Raw genomic sequence first — 20,066 nt, forward strand, 5'->3', positions numbered from 1 at the left:
TTGAAAATTTCACTAAATAAAATAGCTATACTTACCACTGTAGCTAATTTTGAGCTTTACAATAAAACTTCTAATTTATTTCCTGATGGTATACGGGTATACGTTATAGATGGTAGAAATGGGATGCATGGATTGCATAGTATTCTGTATATGTTTAAGAAGCTTAAAGGAGAGGGAATTGATTGGTTAATTATGGCAGATGAGGATGTTATATTTAAAAAACCTCAATCGGTTTTTAGTTTAATTGAATTTATGAATCATAATAATTATAGTGCCTGTGGGGTTCGTGATGGGGGAGTGATTAAGCATCGTAATAAAAATCCCTTCGCTATAAACACCTTTTTTTCAATACTTGATTTTAAAAAAATTTCTCTTCTCTTTAAAGCAAGAGAAATATTAGGAAATCAGTTTATATACAAGAATGAATTCCCTGATAATTTAAACCATTTGGAATTTGAATTTGACAAATTGAGCCTTTATGAACCTTATTATTGTTTTTATTTTTGGTTAAGAAGGATGGGTGAAAATATATTATTCCTTAATTCCAAAACTTTTGAAAATGAAAGCGACAAAATAAGTAACGAGGTGTTTCATCCAAATGGTACATCCTTGTTGATTCACACTTGGTATGCTCGTTCTTATGGTATAAATAAAAAACATACCTTAAGAATAAATAGAATTTTAAATGAAATCGAGTTTAAATCAAACGTTAAGAAACCTATTATTTATAAAGATTCTTTTTTTTATTTAAAAATGCAAATTTTAAAAACAGCTAAGAAAGTTATAATGAAAATACCTTAGCATTCCGAAATTATGCAAAACAAGTTAAAGCAGAAGACTATCGCCATTATCCCTGCCCGAGGAGGATCTAAAAGATTTCCGGGGAAGAACATCCGTTTATTGAATGGATTGTCTCTAATTGTACATAGTATAAATTATGCCAAAGCAAACAGCGGTTTAATTGACAATATAATTGTGTCTACAGATGATGAGGAGATTAAACAAATAGCATTGGCTGAAAACGTTGATGTAATAGATAGGCCCGCTACTATTTCAGACGATCATTCTACCACACTTTCAGCATTAAAGCATGTAGTTGACAACCTTAAAGAAAGGGTTGAGAATATTGTATTACTACAACCAACAAATCCGTTAAGACCTAAAAATCTTTTAAGAGACGCTTTTCAGGAATTTCAAACCGGAGAATATGAAAGTTTAATGACAGTTAGTTCAAGTCACAAAAAATTGGGTAAAATTGAAGAAAATAGATTTTCACCTTTTAATTATAAAATAGGCCAGAGAAGTCAAGACCTTGAACCTCTCTACTTTGAAAATGGATTGCTTTATATTATTAAAGCCGACATAATAATAGAAGGGAGACTGCTTGGAGATAAAAATTTACCTTTTATTATAAATCATCCTTATGCATCTGTAGATATAGATTATCAACAAGACTTAGAATATGCTGAGTTTTTGATGAAAAAAGGAGAATAGAAATTTAGAATATACAAATGAAATCATATATTGAAATAGCTGGTAGAAAGATTGGGGAAGATTATCCTCCTTTAGTAATTGCAGAAATTGGAATAAATCACGAGGGTTCCCTGGAAACTGCCAAAGAAATGGTAGATGCAGCCCACAGGGCAGGTGTAGAAATGGTAAAGCATCAAACACATATTGTTGAGGATGAAATGAGTTCTGAAGCTAAAAAAGTAATTCCCGGTAATGCCGATATTTCCATTTATGAAATTATGAAACGCTGTGCTTTGAATGAATATGATGAGAAGTGTTTAAAAGAATATGTAGAAAGTAAGGGGATGATATTTATTTCAACTCCATTTTCTAGAGCAGCAGCAAACAGGTTAGAGAATTTTGATGTTCCAGCATTTAAGATAGGTAGTGGTGAGTGCAATAATTATCCGCTATTAGAGCATATAGCAGGTTTTGGAAAGCCTGTAATTTTAAGTACTGGTATGAATACTATTGAAGCTGTAAAAAAAGCAGTTTCAATCTTTGATAGGTATAAAATTCCTATAGCCTTATTACATACCACCAATTTATACCCAACTCCAATTCATTTAGTGAGATTGGGTGCTATGCAGCAATTAAGTGAGGCATTTCCAGATAAAGTTTTTGGGTTGTCAGATCATACTTTAAATAACAACGCCTGCTTAGGTGCAGTGGCATTGGGAGCTTCAATTTTAGAAAGACATTTTACTGATCATATGGCTCGAAATGGTCCGGATATTATTTGCAGTATGAATGAACAGGCCTGTAAAGAACTTATTACTTCTAGTGCTGAGATCGCTTTAATGAGAGGCGGTAAAAAAGAGGCTGCAAGAGAAGAAAAAGTAACCATAGATTTTGCTTTTGCTACTGTATGCAGTATCCGAAGAATAAAAAAAGGTGAAGTTTTTTCCAAAGAAAATATTTGGGTAAAGCGTCCTGGAACCGGGGAGATCATGGCTGAGAATTATGAGGAGATTCTGGGTAAGAAAGCAAAGCTGGATATAGAAAATGATAAGCAATTAAAATGGTCTGATATAGTTAGTTAGAAGTTAAATAGAAATGAATAGAAAAAGAATCCTTTTTTTAACTGGTACCAGAGCAGATTTCGGGAAAATAAAATCTCTTATTCAAGTACTTGAATTCAATAAAGATTTCGAAGTATTCGTTTTTGTGACGGGAATGCATCTTCAACACGAATATGGATATACCGTACTAGAAATCGAGCGCTGTAATTTTTCTCACGTTCACACCTTCGAGAACTTTACTCATGAAACCACCATGGACCTTACTTTGGCTAAAACAATTGAAGGCTTGTCCAGATATATTAAAGAAAGTAAGCCAGATATGATAGTAGTTCATGGAGATCGCGTAGAGACACTAGCTGGAGCAATTGTTGGATCATTAAATAACATTTTAGTTGCTCATATAGAAGGAGGAGAAGTATCCGGGACCGTAGATGAATTAATTAGACATAGCGTTAGTAAGCTTAGTCACATTCATTATGTGTCTAATAAACAAGCAGAAAAAAGATTGATTCAAATGGGGGAGTTAACAAACTCAATTAGAATAATAGGTTCCCCAGATATTGATGTTATGTTCTCTGAAAAATTGCCAAGGCTTGATACGGTTAAAAGTTATTATGATATAAGTTTTGATACTTATGCTATCGCCATGATTCATCCAGTGACAACTGAGTTTTCTCAAATACGTACTTATGCTAAACAGTTCGTAAAGGCAATTTTAGATGATCATCATAATTATATAATTGTTTACCCAAATAATGATTTAGGGAGTAAGGTAATTCTAGAAGAAATTATGTCCCTAAAGTCAATGTCAAGATTTAGACTTATACCTTCCTTAAGATTTGAATACTTTCTTACACTATTAAAAAACACCAAATTTATAATAGGAAATAGTAGCGCCGGAATTAGAGAAGCGCCCTACTATGGAGTTCCTGTAATAAATATAGGTACCCGTCAAAATAATAGATCTAATGGTTCTCAAATAATAAATGTAGATTACAGTTATAGCGCCATAACAGGAGCTCTGCAAAAAACTCATTTTAAAAATAAAGAAAATCTTACTAAAGAATTTGGTGAAGGGAATAGTGCGGATAAGTTTTTAGAATCTTTAGAAAATAGGGATATTTGGACACTTAACAAACAGAAACAGTTTAGAGATTTAGATTGAAAAAAAAAAGATATATACTAGGCCTAGTAATTACAGATGGGGTAGGGTTACGAAATTTTATATTAAGTGATTTTTTAACCGAAGCTGAACAGAATTTTGATGGCATCAGGATATTTTCAGGATTACCTAGTTCTGCCTATACTATTGATGATTTTAAAAAAGTGAAGATTCTTGAGCTGCCGGTATTCAAAGAATCATTCCATACCTGGTTTTGGCGAAAATTTAAAGAAATAGCCCATCTTCAAAATCATAAAGATAATTTTGGAATAGCTGATAATTTAAAGGCTAATCATTCAAAAGTAAGGTCCAATAGGGGATATGCCACCAGATTTATATATAAATTCACTCAATTCTTTCATTCAGAGGGAATCATCCAGTTTTTAGATAGAAAACATATCAATTCACTAAAAAATGATCCTGTAACAAATTTTTGTCTTGAACAATTAAAAAAGGAATCTCCAGATTTGTTATTCTTTACTCACCAGCGCCCACCCTATGTTGTACCTCTTGTCGCTGCGGCAAATAAATTAGGTATTAAAACCGGTTCATTCATATTTAGTTGGGATAACCTTGCCTCTAAAGGGAGAATGGCAGCAAACTTTCAATTCTTCCTTGTATGGAGTGAATTAATGAAAGAGGAATTATTACATTTTTATCCTTCTGTTCAACCTGAAAATATAAAAGTTGTAGGTACTCCACAGTTCGAGCCTTATGTTTTAGAAAGATATCAAAGTGAGAGGAATGATTTTTATGAGAAATTTGGCCTGAACCCTGAGTTCAAAACACTTTGTTTTAGTTGCGGTGATGTTTCTACTAGTAAAAATGATAATTTATATATTGAATACCTTGCGAATGCTATAGAAAAAAATGACTTTGGTGAAAAGCTAAACTTCCTTGTGAGAACTTCTCCGGCAGAAGAACCCTCAAGATTCTCATATTTAAAAGATAAATATTCTTTCATAAAATGGAATTACCCTAAATGGGTATTAGCAAGAGAAAATCACCCAGAGCCATGGTCTCAACGCATTCCTTCAGTTGAAGATATAAAAGATTTGCGAATGATTTTGGAATTTTCTGATGTGGGAATCAATATGTGTTCTACTATGAGTCTTGATTTTATGACTTTTGATAAACCGGTAATTAATCCTGTGTTTGGTAATATGGAAAATGGACTTTATAATGATCAGCGATTCTTAAATTACGCTCATTATAAAAGAGTAATAGAGAGTGATGCTGTGGTTATAGCCACCAATGAAAACACATTAATTCTTGCGGTTAAAGAGAGCCTTTTGTCTCCTGAAAATAGAAGTACAGAACGAGAAAACCTTCTAAAAGTTCAAATATCTTGTGAGCTGGAAGGAACAGGAAAACGCATGGCAAATATCTTACTGAATGAAGCAAAATAAAAATATTGCTGTTATATGTAATTATGAACTTCATGCGAACCGAATTGGAGGAATGGATCGATTTTTTGTTGCTTATGATGAAATATGTAAGAAAGCAGGATTTACTATTGTATGGTTTTTTTCAGGAGGTAAGAAATATGATTTCTATAGAGCTTTAAACCTTCATATTGCTTCTGGGGATTTGGAAAATTATTTTATCGAATTTCAAAAGGAGTACAAATTTGATGTAGTAATTACTCATTTTATGGAATTGTGTACTTCTTTTTATAAGCAGATAAAGACCCATGGAAACCCTCAACTAATTGCTGTAGATCATAATCCTCGACCTATAGAAGGATTTACCTTGAAAAAACAATTAAAAAATAAAATAAAAGGTTTTTTATATTCAAGATATGTCAATCAATTTATTGGAGTATCTCAGTATACAGCGGAAAGTATTATCACCGATTTTGGACACCACCTTAAAAGGAAGACTCGGGTTATTTACAATGGTGTGGAAACAAATGTTTATCTGAAACGAATCGCAGAGAATAGTGCTAAATTTATTGTGGCTTCTCACCTGCGACCTTCAAAAGGAATTCAAGATCTTATTAAAGCAGTAGCTGAAATTCCGCCGGCACTAAGACATGATCTGCAAATCGATATTTATGGGGAAGGCCCTATGAAACAAGAATTGACACAATTAGTGAAATGTTATAAACTTGAAAAGAATATAATATTTAAAGGAAGTGTTTCAAATTTATATGAATTATATAAGCACTATTCTTATTTGCTTCATCCCACGTATATGGAGTGTTTTAGTCTATCAATCCTTGAAAGCTTGGCATCTAACGTACCTGTAGTTACAACCCCGGTTGGTGGGAATGAGGAAATTATAGAAGATGAGGTGAATGGTTATATTTTTCCTACCAAAGACATAAGAGCTTTAACACAGATTCTATCTGAAATCCTATCTAAAAAGCGTGATATTAAAAAAAATGTTTCTTTAAAGATAGAGAAAGATTTTACCTTACAAATAATGGTTGAAAATCATTTCAAAATTTTAGAATGCATATAGGTTTTATAACTACTGAATATCCTCATAATGAGCTACCTAGTTCTGGTGGTTTGGGGACCAGTATAAAGAATTTGGCTGAAGCTTTAGTAGTAGAAGGTGTGAAAGTTTCGGTATTTGTAGTGGGTACAGAAATTAAAAATTCGTTTCAAGAAAACGCTATAAATTTCCATTTTATAAAAAGGTATAAAGTTCCCTTGTTAACATGGTTCGTTACCAGAAAGCATTATCAAAAGGAAATTTCGAAAATTGTTAAAAATGATAAAATAGATATTCTAGAAGCTCCTGATTGGACCGGAATTACAGCATTTATGAATTTTAAAATTCCGCTAATTATTAGATGTAATGGAAGTGATGCCTATTTTTGTCATTTGGAGGGTAGAAAACAAAAATGGAAGAATTATTGGTTCGAGAAAAATGCTTTAAAAAATGCTGATGCTGTTCTGGCGGCCAGTAATTTTACAGGCAAAATTACCAGCCAACTCTTCAGCTTAGATAATGAAATAATTACTATTTATAATGGAATTGATACCAAGGTCTTTAACCCTTTATGTATTGAAGTTAAAGAAAATAGTATTCTGTATTTTGGTACCATTATTCGAAAAAAGGGAGTGTTTGAATTAGCAAAAGCGTTTAATATACTTAAAGTTAGAAATCCCGAGGTTGTTTTAAAGTTAATAGGAAAGGATAGTGAAGATATTTTTCAAGAAGAGTCTAGTTTGGAGTTATTTTACAAGATGATAGATTCAAAATTTTTAAAAGATATATCATATTCTTCTCATTTGCCTTATGAAGAAATTAAAGCTGAGATAAGTAAAGCCGGCGTGGTGGTATTACCAAGTTTTGCTGAGGCATTTCCAATGACATGGCTAGAGGCAATGGCAATGGGGAAAGCTCTGGTAACTTCTAACATTGGATGGGCAAAGGAAATGATGTTAAATGGAGTAACTGGTTTCATGGTAGACCCGAAAGATCATGAAGTGTTTGCTGACAGAATCAATACTTTATTAGTTGATGATAATTTAAATATAAATTTGGGTAAACAGGCTAGAAGCCGGGTTGTTCAGCATTTTTCTTCTGAAATAACTACTAAAAGGAGTATGGATTTTTATAAAAAACTAATTGATAATCAATGATTTTTAAGGAATTTATTACTTCCCAAGGAGAGATACTTATATATACGGGATCCCCAGACTTACCCCTAGTCGACAGCTTATCCCGAGGGCCTGGTGATCTTTGGCATAGCTCATTAGATCAAGGTTATGCGAGGGTATTTCCAGAATTGGTTTATCAAACAGCAGTCTTTTGGTGGTTTTTAAATGATTTTGAAAACTTGGATACATCTATTAACTGGAGAATAAATCCTTCGAGTTTTGTGGTGAGAAAATCGGTTTGGAATGTATTTAATGGCTTTTCGTCTGATTATGAATCTGAAGATATAGCCGCCTTTGAGATGGGATATAGAATGTTGCGCCATGGAGGTGCAATCCCATTATATGTAAAGGAACTTTACCCTCCTCAGAAAAGCAAAATAGAATTTTCAATACGAGATCGTTATAGGTTTTATAAGAAGAATTTCAAAACACAACATTCGGTGTATATGTTTTTAAAGCTATTAAAGGTAAATGCTTTAAAGGAGTTTAAAACGTATTGGGGAGTCGATAAAGAAATACTCGTAAAGAATACTTTTCCGAGTATTCCGGCTAGAACTTTATCGGGAATTAAAGGGAATCCTACTGTAAGTGTGGTTATTCCTACTATGTATAGGCAAAATTACACCTTACAATTATTAAAAGATTATAATTCTCAAACTTATCCAGTAACTCAAATAATTGTCGTGGATGCTACGCCCGAGGACAAAAGGGATGATACTATTTACAGCCGGCAGGATTTTAATTTTAAATTAACTGTAAGATGGCAGAAATCTACCGGAAGCTGTCACGCAAGGAACGAAGCGATTCAACTTTGCCGAGGAGATTATATCATTTTTGCCGATGATGACACCCGTATTTTACCCGACTTTGTAGAAAACCATTTAAAATTCCTTCAAAAGTATAATGTAGAGGCATGTAATGGCTTAGATATTTCTGCTCCCATACATACTGATGGCTTGGATAAACTGAAGGAATTATATAAAAGATCTAAAAAAAACACCCTTATAGCAGGAGCGGCTATGTCTTTTAGTAATGCCAATTCATGTGTAAAAAGAGAATTAGTTGAAAGCATTATCGGTAACGATATTAATTTTGATGGGGGTTATGGTGAGGATACCGATTTTGGATTTAGGTTATTAAAGACAGGTGCAATATTAATGCAAAACCCTTATTCGCCCATTCTCCATTTAAAGCCTCCTTCGGGAGGGTATAGACATTGGGGGCTACAAGCATCATTAATAGGGAAAGCCAGAAAAAAACAAGCTTGGGAATTAGATCATCCTGTTAAATATATAAAACCTGTTCCTAGTCCCACAATTTTATATGGAATCTTAAAACATTACCCTGAGAACCAAGTTAGAGAATATAGATCGAAATACTTTTTTTTGTATTTGTTTAAAGGAAAGAAAGGTAATATCTTTTTAAGATTATTAAAGCTACCATATAAACGACTTCAATTCAATAGGTCACTTTTTTATGCTAAGAACCTCCTGAAACTTGGAGAAAGATTTTAAATAGAATGCTATGAATTTCAGCCTTATTGTTTGTACATACCAACGTTCTGAATCTTTACTAAAGTTACTTATTTCAGTTCAAGAACAAAGTCTTTACCCTGATCAAATTCTTATCATTGATGGATCTGAAGATGATAAAACTTCTAAAATATTAGAAGGTCGAAAGTTCTTAAATCTTGAATATTTTAAAGTAGGAGCAAAGCACCGTGGACTTACAAAGCAGCGTAATTATGGTGTGTGTCAACTAGCGGAAAGTACAGAGATAGTTTGTTTTTTAGATGATGATATAATTCTGGAAAAGGACTATTTCAAAAATCTCATACAAACCTATCAATTATACCCTAATGCGGTAGGTGTAAGTGGATATATCATTAATGAAGCTGAATGGAAAAGAAAGTCAAAATCGGAGGTGAGCTCGAAGGAGTTTTATTTTGCTGGATATAGCAGAATTGAAGGGTCCAGATTTCAATTCAGAAGAAAATTTGGTTTGGCTCCAGATTGTGCTCCGGGATATATGCCTGATTTTTCTCATGGATATTCTGTTGGGTTCTTACCTCCTTCCGGAAAGATCTATGAAGTTGAGATGCTTATGGGAGGGATTGCTTCTTATAAGAAACATCTCTTTAAAACCATTAGGTTTTCCCCCTATTTTGAAGGTTATGGCCTGTATGAGGATGCCGATTTTTCTTTAAGGGCTTCAAAACTTGGTAAATTATACGTGAATACTTCAGCCCAGCTTGAACATCACCATGATTCTTTAGGAAGACCAAATCAATTTAAGTACGGTAAAATGGTGGTGAGAAATGGATATTATGTATGGAAAGTTAAATATCCACAACCTGGCGTAAAAGCAAAATTTAAATGGCATGCCACTTCCTTTTTGTTAACACTCATTAGGTTTAGTAATTTTTTAACCGGCCCTAATAGAAAAGATGCTCTGTTTGAAAGCTTTGGTAGATGTATAGGTTTGTGGAGTTTATGGTGGAATTCTCCAAGCATTAAGTAACGTAATGAGAAAAAGCTGTATTATTTTTGGAAGTATCATTTTGATTATACTTAGTTTAAGTTTCTTCAATTATAACTATCCCTTTATTACACCCAAAGTTGGAAAATGGTCGGTAGGCTTTCAAAAGGTAGGTCATATATTTCCATCCGTTATTGTAGATTCAAAACAATTAATTCCCTACACAAGGCTTGATAGCATTTTAAAATCAGAAGATAATTATATCGCTGATCCTTTTTATATCCAAGAAGCTGGAATTTATTATTTATTCGTTGAACTAAAAGGCAGAGAGAATGCCGATATAGCACTTTTTACCTCTAATAATGGTCAGGAATATTCGTATCAAGGAATTGTTCTAAATGAGTCTTTTCACCTCTCTTATCCGCAAGTATTTAAGTATAAGAAGGAGTATTATATGTTACCCGAAACCAATGAAACAAATCAGGTTCTATTATATAAGGCTCAAAACTTTCCTTATAATTGGATTATAGAGGATACTTTGATAAAAAATACCCGATTAAAGGATCCTACAATCTTATTGAGTAAAGATCGAAATCTTATTATTGGAGTAGACGATAAATTAACCCAGTTTATATATGAAGCCGATTCGTTGAGAGGGAAGTGGAATGAAGTGGAAAACTATAAGCAAGGATGGGGCAATGAAACCAGACCGGCAGGTCGGTTTTTTCGATTGGATGAGAACTGGTATCTTCCGGTACAAGATAGGAGCTTAGGATACGGATCGGGAGTGAGTATCTATAAACTACAGTTAAAAGATAGATTGGAATTGGTAAAGGAAAAATCTCGTTATCTGGAAGCACAGAAAAAGATAAAATGGTTTAATAGAGGGATGCATCACTTAGATATTCAGGCAGATGGAAAATCTTATTATATGGTATACGATGGTGATCATAATATAAACGATGAAGAATATTTTCAAATGAAAAGAACCTTTAAATTCAATCTTATAGATATTTACAACTATTTTAGCAAAAACTAAGTTAAACGAAGTTTTAAACCTCAAATAACTCGTAAAGAAATATAATGCTGAAGGCCTTTAGAACCGACCTTATTAAGTATAAACGTTATAGCGGGAAATCTGCTATGCGATTATTGCTTACACAGCAAGGGTTATGGGCAATTCTTGTATATAGAATTAACAATTCCATATTCAACACCAAACTTCCTAACTTGTTTAAAAATATACTTTTATTTTTTGGTTTAGTTTCTCAAAAATGGATAGAGATATTAACAGGAATTTCACTTCCGTATTCAGCAACTATCGGATCACAATTTTACATTGGGCATTTTGGAGGAATAATTATAAACTCGAAAGCTGTAATTGGTAAGAACTGTAACATTTCGCAAGGAGTTACCATTGGAGTTAGCGGTCGTGGATTAAAAAGAGGTATTCCGGTAATTGGAAATAACGTTTATATTGGAGCAAATGCCGTTATTGCTGGTGAAATACAAATTGGAGATAATGTAGTTGTGGCGGCGAATTCTCTTGTTGTTAATTCAGTGCCAGATAATTGTACCGTAGTTGGAGTTCCGGCAGCTGTGGTAAGTCAAAATAATTCTGAAGCCTATTTGTGATGAAGTTTTTAGTAGTTACCAATGCTCCCTTACTAAAAGCTGAAAATAAATTTTCGGCGTATGCTCCCTATGTAAAGGAGATGGATATTTGGTTTAGAAATGTTGATGAGGTTGGAATAATAGCGCCAAAAAGTTATCCGCAAAAAATTTTCTCTAAGGATTTTCAAAACCAAAACATAAAATTCTTTTCTATTCCCTTTTTTCAATTAAAAGGAATTTTAAATTTTCTAAAGAGCATATTTATTCTTCCTTTAATATTTTTTAAAGGTTTTCGTGCCTTTTTATGGGCCGATCACATACATCTGCGTTGCCCGGGAAATATTGGTTTAATTGGTAGTGTCATTCAGATATTTTTTCCAAATAAACCCAAGACAGTTAAATATGCGGGAAATTGGGATCCACATTCAAAACAACCTTGGAGTTATAAACTTCAGAAATGGATTTTGAATAATACCTTTTTAAGTAGAAATATAAAAGTATTGGTATATGGGAACTGGCCAAAACAATCAAAGAATATAATTCGCTTCTTTACCGCCTCTTTTTCCAAAGATGCGATAGTCGAGAGTGATAAGGATTTCAGAAAGCCGTATAAATTTATTTTTGTAGGTAGTTTGACTGCAGGGAAACGACCATTATTTGCCATTCGGCTTATGGAAATTCTGATGAGAAATAATATACCCGTTACACTCGAACTCTATGGTGATGGAATTCTGAGAGAGGAAATTTTAGAATATATTCAAGTCAATAACTTGGAACCCTTTGTGAAAATGATGGGCAATAAAGACTTGAACGAATTGATAGAAGCTTATAAATCTGCTCATTTTCTAATATTAGCCTCAATTTCTGAAGGTTGGCCTAAGGCCATAGCCGAGGCTATGTTCTATGGGTGCATTCCAATTAGTACTGCAGTTTCCTGTATACCATGGATGTTAGATGAAGGTGAGAGAGGCATTTTAATTGATGCTGATCTTGAGAGTGCATCTAGAAAAATAATGAATGCTCTTGAAGACAAGGCTAACTTAGGTGTTATGAGCCAACGAGCCCAAGAATGGTCTGCTTCATATACGTTAGAAAGATTTGAATCAGAAATTCAGAAATTCTTATGAGGGTTTTACAGCTAATTGATTCTTTACGTCCCGGTGGAGCAGAGAGAATGGCTTTAGCATATGCCAATGCACTAGTTCCCTTTGTAGAGCGATCATTTATTTGTTGTACCAGGATTGAAGGAACCTTAAAAGAGGAGATATCCAGTGACGTTGGATATTATTATCTTAACAAAAGGAATAGCATCGATATACGGGCCTTCTTTAGGTTTTATAAAATTATAAAGGAGAACCATATAGATATCGTTCATGCCCACTCTAGCTCATATTTTATGGCTTCAGTTTTAAAAATGCTGGGAGTAAAATTTAAATTAGTATGGCACGATCATTATGGTGAAAGTGAATTTTTACAACGCAGAAAAACAGCATTTCTTAAACTTTTTTCAAATTATTTTGATGCCATTTTTTCTGTGAACTCGAAACTACAGGAATGGGCTCAATATGAATTGCAATGCAATTTGGTAAAGGTTAAATCTAATTTTGTTATTCCCGAAACTACTATAAATAAAGATGTTACGTTAAAAGGTGGAGACGTAGATTTTAAAATAATATGTGTAGCAAATTTGCGTCCTCAAAAAGATCATCTCAACTTAATTAAGGCGTTCGAGGGACTAAGGTCAGACAGGAGTATTAGTTTGCATTTAATAGGAACCGATTTTAATAATGAATATTCTAAAAGACTTAAAAGCTATATTGCGACTTCACCTTGTAGGAAAAATATATATGTATATGGCGCTCAACAAAACGTTTCATCCCTCTTGCAACAGGCAGAGCTAGGAGTGTTATCATCCAGATCAGAGGGTTTGCCATTAGCCTTGTTAGAATATGGAATGGCAGGTTTACCTGCTGTTGTAACCGATGTAGGAGAGAACAAATATGTTCTCAAAAATATGGGTAGATTGGTTCCTCCTGCAAACACTAATGCTTTAATTTCAGCAATTGAATATTACATGCTTAATGAGGATATAAGAACATCAGATGCTCGAAATTTTAAAAAGCATGTCACAGAAAATTATGCTTCAGATGTCGTTATTTCAGAAGTAATTGAAAATTATAAATATTGTATGTTGAATAAAAATTAATTGTAACGTTAAATCACCCCATATTAAAGAGATAAATTACATAACATACTTACAATTAATTTTGGCCCATGTCCTTTTAGGATATTTAGTTTATTTATATAGACCTCTGGCGCAATTCTTATTACTCGGGACTTTAGTCTTTTTCTTATTTTTTATAATAATAAGAGATAATAAAAAGAATGAAGCGCTTATGGCTGCCGCTTATATCGCAGGAGCAGAAGTTTTTTATAGAATGACCGGTGCTATGATCTTCTATGAAACCGGGAAATACACTGTTATTCTTCTGCTTTTAATTGGGATGTTTTATAAAGGTACTTCTGCTAAAACAGTCCCATATTGGATATATCTCCTCATTTTAGTCCCCGGCATTGTCGTGGCTTCTGTCACTCTAGATTATGATGTAGTTTTCAGAAAGGCGATTGCCTTTAACTTAAGTGGTCCTGTGTGTTTAGGTGTTGCAGCCTTATATTGTTATTACAAGAAAATAACCAAAACAGAGTTTAATTACCTGTTGCTAATGCTACTTTTACCACTGGTCACCAATATGGCCTATTTGTATTTTTACACTCCAAGTATTGGAGAAGCTTTAATGAGCGGAACAAACTCTAATTATGCTGCCTCTGGTGGTTACGGCCCCAATCAAATCTCCACAGTAATGGGCTTGGGGGCATTTCTCGTATGTACCAGGTTATTTGTTATTAAGGATAAAATAATAAATAGTGTAGACCTTCTACTTCTTGCCTTAATGAGCTATCGTGCCATGGTTACATTTTCAAGAGGAGGCGTAATAACAGGGCTCATATGTGTTGTTGCTTTTCTTGTTATTTTTTATGGGAAGCAAAGCTCCAGAGACCAGTCAAAACTATTTAGTAAAATGCTTATTTTATTGATATCTATCGTCGCCATTTGGGGTTATACTGCATTGCAAACCCAAGGTCTTATAACCTATAGATATACCAATAGAAATGCAGCAGGAAAACTGGAAGATGATATTACTACTGGTAGGGCCGAACTGATAACCACAGAACTACAGGGATTTTATTATAATCCGGTAATTGGTGTAGGAGTTGGGAAGGCTAAAGAAGCAAGATCAGCCGAAACCGGTACAGAAACTGCCTCTCATAACGAAATTAGTCGATTATTATCTGAACATGGATTATTAGGTTTGGTTGCATTACTTATTCTTATATTTGTGCCAATTGTTTTTTGGACAAAGTTTAGGAACAACTATTATTTCCTTGCATTCCTGGCATTTTGGTTTTTAACTATCAATCATTCTGCCATGCGAATAGCACTGCCAGCCTTCGTTTATGGGTTGGCTTTATTATATATTGTTGATGAAAAAAAAGATCCTATATATAGGAAACGACTTAAACATTAATAGCTTCACAGCTACCTATATTTCCTTTTTCAGCAAAGTGCTAAAAAAGGAAGGCTATCAGGTACGTACTGCTTCTAACAAGAATAATAAAGCCTTACGCCTAATTGAAATGCTTGGATTAATTGCAAAATACCATAAGACCACCGATATCGTGCTTATTGATACGTACGGTGCTATGAACTTTTATTACGCATATCTGGTAGCAAAGGCTTGTCAGCTATATAATCTGGACTACATCCCAATTCTACATGGGGGTAATTTGCCTACACGATTAGAAGAATCTAAAAGTTTTAGCGATAATTTATTCGGAAATGCTAAAATGAATGTAGCTCCCTCTCAGTTTTTGTATAGCATCTTTAAAAAATCTGGATATAATAATTTACAGATCATTCCTAATGCTATAGAGTTAAATAAATTTCCCTTTAAAGAAAGAACCGGTTTTACCCCAAAACTCTTGTGGGTAAGAAGATTTCAGGAGAGATATAATCCTATGATGGCATTAAAGGTTTTGGAATCTCTTAAAAAGAGCTTTCCAGAAGCCGAATTATGTATGGTGGGTCCGGAAAAGGATGGTTCCCTTCAAAAATGTAAGATATATGCCGAAAAGAATAATCTTAATGTGAAATTTACCGGAAAACTTAAGAAAAAAGAGTGGGCAAAAGTTTCTGAAGACTATGACATTTTCCTGAATACAACCAATATTGACAATACTCCTATTAGCGTTATCGAAGCTATGGCTTTGGGCTTAGTGATTGTTTCAACCGATGTTGGAGGAATGCATCATCTTATCGAAGATAAAAGAGAAGGTTTTCTAGTCCCATCCAGAGATGAAGCGGCTATGACCGCAGCTATAATCAAGATTTTAGAAACACCTGCTTTGGGCGCCCAAATGGCAAGCCAGGCCAGAGCAAAGGTTGAGAATTTTGGTTGGAACGTGGTTAAGGAAGAGTGGAATAAATTATTAGAATAATGGGTATCTCTATATTGTATATAGGCAACCAAACTTCAACGTCTTTAAAAAATCCTACTACTCACGAAGCGCTTACTGAAGCTTTAGATTCGCAGGGATATAATCTTCGAACCGCATCTCATTTTCAAAATAAATTCTACAGGTTACTCCACATGATCTGGATGTTCTTTAGAAACCTAAGAAATTCTAACTACATTTTAATCGATTTTTATAGCACCCAGAATTTCTGGTATGCAGTAATTATTGGATTTCTTTCTAAACTATTCTCGAAAAAGTATATTCTCATTTTGCATGGAGGGAATTTGAATCAACGATTTGTATCTACTCCACGAATCTCGAAATACCTCTTGTTAAATGCTTATCATGTGGTATCTCCTTCCGGATACTTGGCAAGTATTGTTGCTAAAATTGGCGTGCAGAGGGTTACTCATATTCCCAACCCTTTTAGCATAAAAGCATACCATTTTAAGAAACGATGTAATATTCAGCCAAAGATATTATGGGTTCGTGCTTTTCATAGCATTTATAATCCTCTTTTGGCAGTCAAAACCTTAGAGCTTTTAAAAAGGGAATTTCCCAATGCTGAAATGTGCATGGTAGGCCCCGACAAGGATGGAAGTCTAAAGCTGTGCCGGGACTATGCTGACAACTTAGGTTTATCGGTTAAGTTTATGGGAAAGTTGGAAAGAAAAGAGTGGCTACAATTATCTACTAGTTATGATGTTTTTATAAATACTACCAATATAGATAATACCCCAATGAGTGTTATTGAAGGTATGGCACTAGGATTGCCTGTTGTTTCTACCAGGGTGGGAGGGATGCCTAGCCTTATAGAACATAAAAACACAGGTTTACTTGTTCCTTTTAATGACCCTGAGGCGATGTACTTAGCTTTAAAAAGTCTGTTAGAAAATGCGAGCTTGTCAGAAAGGTTATCTTCTGCTGGCCGAAAGAAAGTAGAATCTTTGGATTGGGACCTTATAAAACATAAATGGAGCAGTATTCTCATTTGATTTTTTCTATATTTAAGCTATAAATTATTTTAAAAATGTCCCCTAAGCCCCTAGTACATTTTGATATTTCTGAACGTAAAGTTTTACTGCGTTCTATGGACATATTTATTGTGCTATTTACCTTGAGTATAGTGGGGATAATCTTTCAATTCGATTATTTTCAGATTAATTCAAATAATTGGGTATGGACATTGGTATTGGTTGTTTATCTAAATGTTTTTGCCAGTATCTTCGAATTATATGACCTGCAAAAAGCTGCTAATTTTGAAAAGGTGGTGCAAAATGTGATACTTACTGTGTCAGTAACTATTTTGTTCTTTATGTTAACGCCTTTCTATACGCCTAGTCTTCCTGAAAACCGATTGCAAATACTATTCTTTTTCCTCTCTATGATCGTAGCGCTTTTGGTGTGGCGATATGCTTATATCACCTTGATCTCATCAGCTAGATTTTATAAAAAAGCACTACTTATTTGCGATGTAACCGAGTTAGATATCATGGTGAATGCTCTGCAACAAGCCGATCCCAACTACACGGTGGTGGGATATATCAATACAGGTATTATTGAAGTCAATCCCGATGTGATAAGTATTCAGGAGTTTCAGCCTACAAATCTTACGGAAACCATAAAAGAGAAACATATCAATGAAATTGTAGTTGCTAGTTCAGCCACAAGAAACAACAAATCTGGAGAGTTGCTTTTGGCTCAGTTAAACGCATTGCTTATTGAAGGCTTTTCTATAAGGGATTATACCCAGGTTTATGAAGACATTACGCATAGGGTTCCAGTTCATCATAAGGATAAGGACTTCTATAAATTCTTTCTTTTTAGTAGAAGCAATCAGAATAAATTCTATCTTTTCTTCAATAGGGTCTTTGATATTTTTATGAGTATTCATGGATTGATAGTTTGTGCTTTCCTGATCCCTTTTATGTGGATTGGGAACCTCTTTTTCAATAGAGGTAAATTATTCTATATTCAGGAAAGGGTGGGTAGAAATGCTGAGGTTTTTACACTTTATAAGTTTAGGACCATGGCCGCCAATGCTGAAAAAAATGGTCCACAATGGACGGTTCCAAATGACAGTAGGATAAAAGGATTTGGAAAATTCTTGAGAAGAACCCGTTTAGACGAATTACCTCAGTTTTACAATATTCTAAAAGGAGATATGAGCATTATTGGCCCTAGGCCGGAACGTCCTGTATTTGTAAGGGAACTTTCAGAAATGATTCCTTTTTATAAAACTAGGCATATAGTAAAACCTGGTCTAACCGGCTGGGCTCAGGTGAAAGCTAATTATGGTGGCTCACACACTGCGAGTTTGGAAAAATTACAATACGATCTGTATTACATAAAACATAGAGGCTTATTTTTAGATTTTAATATCCTTCTGAAAACTTTTAGTACTGTTTTATTCTTTCGAGGTCAATAAAAAACATCACATTCTATTACGCTTATATTTTATAATGGCAAAAAGAAAGATGAAAAGAGCTAAAAATTGTGCAATACGGGCTAGATAATCGCCATGTTTCACGTAAAAGGTCTGTGTAGAATTAAGACTTACCGCGTGTTTAATACTTCCCAATTCAGTATAACCTAAACTTTTTATAATATCACCTTTCTCATTAATAAAAGCAGAAACCCCTGTATTTGCGCTCCTCACTATAGATCTTCGGGTTTCAATAGCTCTCAATTTGGCGTAACTTAAATGCTGTTTATGACCTTGAGTATGATCCCACCATGCGTCGTTAGTAATAATGCTAAGTAAATTGGCTCCATTCTTCACATAACCTGTAACATATTCCCCATATACAGATTCGTAACAGATTATAGGCGCGGTGCTGTAACCATTATTCAGTTTAAAAACACCTCTATCCTCCTGGGTTGTTTTCATGGCCACTGTTCCTCCAAGATCAATCATAACATCTCCTAGAAGTGGTTTTAAAAAGCTTTGGTACGGAAAGTTTTCAACTCCCACAACTAGTTTCGATTTGTGATAGAGTTGTGGTGCTTTTTCGTTATTAATTAAAAAAGCCGAATTATAATCATTAAACCAGTCGTTAGGCCCGATATAATTACTCTGCCCACTTACCTTGGTGCTGTCATGAAATCTTTCATAAAAGGAAATACCACTAAGGAAATTAAGCTGAGGAGAGGTGCGTATTAATTGCCTGGAGAAATATGCCGCTTCCGAATGATCGAATCTGGATAAAACAGTTCCGTCTGCAAAAACCGTCTCCGGTGCTACTAATAGTTGTGTATTGGGAGTGACCTTTTCGGCACTTAACTGTAGTAATAATTCCCCAATTCTGGTGTCGTTAGTATTGTACTTTTCGGTGTAAGGGTCTATGTTTGGCTGAAGAATAACCGCCTCAAACTTCTCGTCGCTTTCTTTATAGGTGTTAAAAATTAAATAAGAGATAGCAATTGGCACTACTATTAATAGACCCGTCTTTAAAAACATTCTATATAAAATGTTCTTTTCTTTATGCTGAACATATAAAAGAACTGCTTTAAAAACCGAAATATTAACCATCCATATCCATAATGTTCCTCCAAAGGTTCCTGTGTATTCGTACCACTGTACCCAGCGATGGTATGTGGCAAAACCATTTCCTAAATTTAGCCAGGGCCATGAAAATTCCCAGCTAAGATGTAGCTTTTCAAAGACCATCCATATACATATTAAAAAGACAGAAGCGGCTTTAAAATCGGTTCTTTTGGCTACTATATGATATAGTAAAAATACCAAGGCCATGAGTAGGGAATTCACTAAGATTGCGAAAGCCGCGCCAAATGGGGTAGAGAAGTATAGCCAGTAGGTGGTAATTACATTCCAGATTATAAAACTTAAATAGGAGTAACCTAAAATTTTGGTTTTAATAAATCTTTCTTTTGAGGTCCTTAATTTGAATTCCAAATAGAGAAGAGGAACAAACCCGAAAAATAATAATAGGGGAAAGCCGTAAGTGGGCCAGGCAAATGCAAGAATAATTCCGCTTAGTAAGGCGTAAAATAAGTTCTTCATAGATTTCAATTCTTTTCAAAAATAATAAAACAGAATTCGATAGGGTGGCAATTAATAGGAAA

Annotated in this window: 18 protein-coding genes; 17 read left to right on the plus strand and 1 reads right to left on the minus strand. The window is 34.2% G+C overall.

Annotated elements, in window-relative coordinates; genetic code table 11:
- From L1I30_RS10640 to L1I30_RS10720, 17 genes are all read left to right on the plus strand, one after another.
- Positions 1–801, plus strand: a complete 801-nt coding sequence (locus tag L1I30_RS10640) for a hypothetical protein (protein WP_236134272.1) — start codon at positions 1–3, stop codon at positions 799–801.
- Between the two features lie 12 nt (positions 802–813).
- Positions 814–1,494, plus strand: coding sequence for an acylneuraminate cytidylyltransferase family protein (locus tag L1I30_RS10645; RefSeq protein WP_236134273.1), 681 nt, complete (start codon positions 814–816; stop codon positions 1,492–1,494).
- A gap of 17 nt (positions 1,495–1,511) precedes the next feature.
- Positions 1,512–2,555 carry an N-acetylneuraminate synthase gene (gene neuB, locus L1I30_RS10650; RefSeq protein ID WP_236134274.1) on the plus strand — a complete coding sequence of 348 codons (1,044 nt, stop codon included), beginning with the start codon at positions 1,512–1,514 and terminating at the stop codon, positions 2,553–2,555.
- Between the two features lie 13 nt (positions 2,556–2,568).
- A complete protein-coding gene (gene neuC, locus L1I30_RS10655) occupies positions 2,569–3,699 on the plus strand; it encodes a UDP-N-acetylglucosamine 2-epimerase (protein WP_236134275.1) in 1,131 nt (376 codons plus the stop codon).
- Positions 3,696–5,105: a hypothetical protein gene (locus tag L1I30_RS10660; protein WP_236134276.1), complete on the plus strand. Its 1,410-nt coding sequence runs from the start codon at positions 3,696–3,698 to the stop codon at positions 5,103–5,105. The genes neuC and L1I30_RS10660 overlap by 4 nt, the downstream gene beginning before the upstream one ends.
- Positions 5,092–6,162 carry a glycosyltransferase family 4 protein gene (locus L1I30_RS10665; protein WP_236134277.1) on the plus strand — a complete coding sequence of 357 codons (1,071 nt, stop codon included), beginning with the start codon at positions 5,092–5,094 and terminating at the stop codon, positions 6,160–6,162. Before L1I30_RS10660 ends, L1I30_RS10665 begins: the two co-directional genes overlap by 14 nt.
- On the plus strand, positions 6,153–7,295 hold the full coding sequence (locus L1I30_RS10670; RefSeq protein WP_236134278.1) for a glycosyltransferase family 4 protein: 1,143 nt from the start codon (positions 6,153–6,155) through the stop codon (positions 7,293–7,295). The genes L1I30_RS10665 and L1I30_RS10670 overlap by 10 nt, the downstream gene beginning before the upstream one ends.
- Entirely contained in the window at positions 7,292–8,827 is a 1,536-nt protein-coding gene (locus tag L1I30_RS10675) for a glycosyltransferase family 2 protein (RefSeq protein WP_236134279.1), read from the plus strand. Before L1I30_RS10670 ends, L1I30_RS10675 begins: the two co-directional genes overlap by 4 nt.
- Before the next feature lie 10 nt (positions 8,828–8,837).
- Positions 8,838–9,833 (plus strand): glycosyltransferase family 2 protein, encoded by a 996-nt coding sequence (locus L1I30_RS10680; RefSeq protein WP_236134280.1) that lies wholly within the window; start codon positions 8,838–8,840, stop codon positions 9,831–9,833.
- 4 nt (positions 9,834–9,837) lie between these two features.
- On the plus strand, positions 9,838–10,830 hold the full coding sequence (locus L1I30_RS10685; protein ID WP_236134281.1) for a glucosamine inositolphosphorylceramide transferase family protein: 993 nt from the start codon (positions 9,838–9,840) through the stop codon (positions 10,828–10,830).
- 44 nt (positions 10,831–10,874) lie between these two features.
- Positions 10,875–11,426 (plus strand): serine O-acetyltransferase, encoded by a 552-nt coding sequence (locus tag L1I30_RS10690; protein WP_236134282.1) that lies wholly within the window; start codon positions 10,875–10,877, stop codon positions 11,424–11,426.
- Positions 11,426–12,532, plus strand: coding sequence for a glycosyltransferase family 4 protein (locus tag L1I30_RS10695; protein WP_236134283.1), 1,107 nt, complete (start codon positions 11,426–11,428; stop codon positions 12,530–12,532). The genes L1I30_RS10690 and L1I30_RS10695 overlap by 1 nt, the downstream gene beginning before the upstream one ends.
- Positions 12,529–13,611: a glycosyltransferase gene (locus tag L1I30_RS10700; protein ID WP_236134284.1), complete on the plus strand. Its 1,083-nt coding sequence runs from the start codon at positions 12,529–12,531 to the stop codon at positions 13,609–13,611. Before L1I30_RS10695 ends, L1I30_RS10700 begins: the two co-directional genes overlap by 4 nt.
- A 190-nt stretch (positions 13,612–13,801) precedes the next feature.
- On the plus strand, positions 13,802–14,992 hold the full coding sequence (locus L1I30_RS10705) for an O-antigen ligase family protein (RefSeq protein WP_236134285.1): 1,191 nt from the start codon (positions 13,802–13,804) through the stop codon (positions 14,990–14,992).
- Positions 14,949–15,962: a glycosyltransferase family 4 protein gene (locus tag L1I30_RS10710; protein WP_236134286.1), complete on the plus strand. Its 1,014-nt coding sequence runs from the start codon at positions 14,949–14,951 to the stop codon at positions 15,960–15,962. The genes L1I30_RS10705 and L1I30_RS10710 overlap by 44 nt, the downstream gene beginning before the upstream one ends.
- Positions 15,962–16,975 (plus strand): glycosyltransferase family 4 protein, encoded by a 1,014-nt coding sequence (locus L1I30_RS10715; protein ID WP_236134287.1) that lies wholly within the window; start codon positions 15,962–15,964, stop codon positions 16,973–16,975. Before L1I30_RS10710 ends, L1I30_RS10715 begins: the two co-directional genes overlap by 1 nt.
- Positions 16,976–17,010: 35 nt before the next feature.
- The gene (locus tag L1I30_RS10720) at positions 17,011–18,408 is read left to right on the plus strand and encodes an exopolysaccharide biosynthesis polyprenyl glycosylphosphotransferase (RefSeq protein ID WP_236134288.1); all 1,398 of its coding nucleotides are present in this window, start codon (positions 17,011–17,013) and stop codon (positions 18,406–18,408) included.
- Between the two features lie 6 nt (positions 18,409–18,414).
- Here L1I30_RS10720 and lnt read toward each other — a convergent pair whose 3' ends face one another.
- The gene (gene lnt / locus L1I30_RS10725) at positions 18,415–20,004 is read right to left on the minus strand and encodes an apolipoprotein N-acyltransferase (protein WP_236134289.1); all 1,590 of its coding nucleotides are present in this window, start codon (positions 20,002–20,004) and stop codon (positions 18,415–18,417) included.
- Positions 20,005–20,066: the final 62 nt, after the last annotated feature.

The sequence above is a fragment of the Gillisia lutea genome, assembly GCF_021568705.1.
In the GTDB taxonomy this organism is placed as follows: Bacteria; Bacteroidota; Bacteroidia; order Flavobacteriales; family Flavobacteriaceae; genus Gillisia; species Gillisia lutea.

Excerpts from the sequence above, each read along its gene's own strand:
- L1I30_RS10680 (WP_236134280.1), top strand. The coding sequence starts at position 8,838 with ATGAATTTCAGCCTTATTGTTTGTACATACCAACGTTCTGAATCTTTA.
- L1I30_RS10665 (WP_236134277.1), top strand. The coding sequence starts at position 5,092 with ATGAAGCAAAATAAAAATATTGCTGTTATATGTAATTATGAACTTCAT.
- L1I30_RS10720 (WP_236134288.1), top strand. The coding sequence starts at position 17,011 with ATGTCCCCTAAGCCCCTAGTACATTTTGATATTTCTGAACGTAAAGTT.
- neuB (WP_236134274.1), top strand. The coding sequence starts at position 1,512 with ATGAAATCATATATTGAAATAGCTGGTAGAAAGATTGGGGAAGATTAT.
- L1I30_RS10715 (WP_236134287.1), top strand. The coding sequence starts at position 15,962 with ATGGGTATCTCTATATTGTATATAGGCAACCAAACTTCAACGTCTTTA.
- L1I30_RS10675 (WP_236134279.1), top strand. The coding sequence starts at position 7,292 with ATGATTTTTAAGGAATTTATTACTTCCCAAGGAGAGATACTTATATAT.
- L1I30_RS10645 (WP_236134273.1), top strand. The coding sequence starts at position 814 with ATGCAAAACAAGTTAAAGCAGAAGACTATCGCCATTATCCCTGCCCGA.
- L1I30_RS10690 (WP_236134282.1), top strand. The coding sequence starts at position 10,875 with ATGCTGAAGGCCTTTAGAACCGACCTTATTAAGTATAAACGTTATAGC.
- L1I30_RS10705 (WP_236134285.1), top strand. The coding sequence starts at position 13,802 with ATGGCTGCCGCTTATATCGCAGGAGCAGAAGTTTTTTATAGAATGACC.
- L1I30_RS10695 (WP_236134283.1), top strand. The coding sequence starts at position 11,426 with ATGAAGTTTTTAGTAGTTACCAATGCTCCCTTACTAAAAGCTGAAAAT.
- lnt (WP_236134289.1), bottom strand. The coding sequence starts at position 20,004 with ATGAAGAACTTATTTTACGCCTTACTAAGCGGAATTATTCTTGCATTT.
- L1I30_RS10710 (WP_236134286.1), top strand. The coding sequence starts at position 14,949 with ATGAAAAAAAAGATCCTATATATAGGAAACGACTTAAACATTAATAGC.
- L1I30_RS10670 (WP_236134278.1), top strand. The coding sequence starts at position 6,153 with ATGCATATAGGTTTTATAACTACTGAATATCCTCATAATGAGCTACCT.
- L1I30_RS10700 (WP_236134284.1), top strand. The coding sequence starts at position 12,529 with ATGAGGGTTTTACAGCTAATTGATTCTTTACGTCCCGGTGGAGCAGAG.
- neuC (WP_236134275.1), top strand. The coding sequence starts at position 2,569 with ATGAATAGAAAAAGAATCCTTTTTTTAACTGGTACCAGAGCAGATTTC.
- L1I30_RS10685 (WP_236134281.1), top strand. The coding sequence starts at position 9,838 with ATGAGAAAAAGCTGTATTATTTTTGGAAGTATCATTTTGATTATACTT.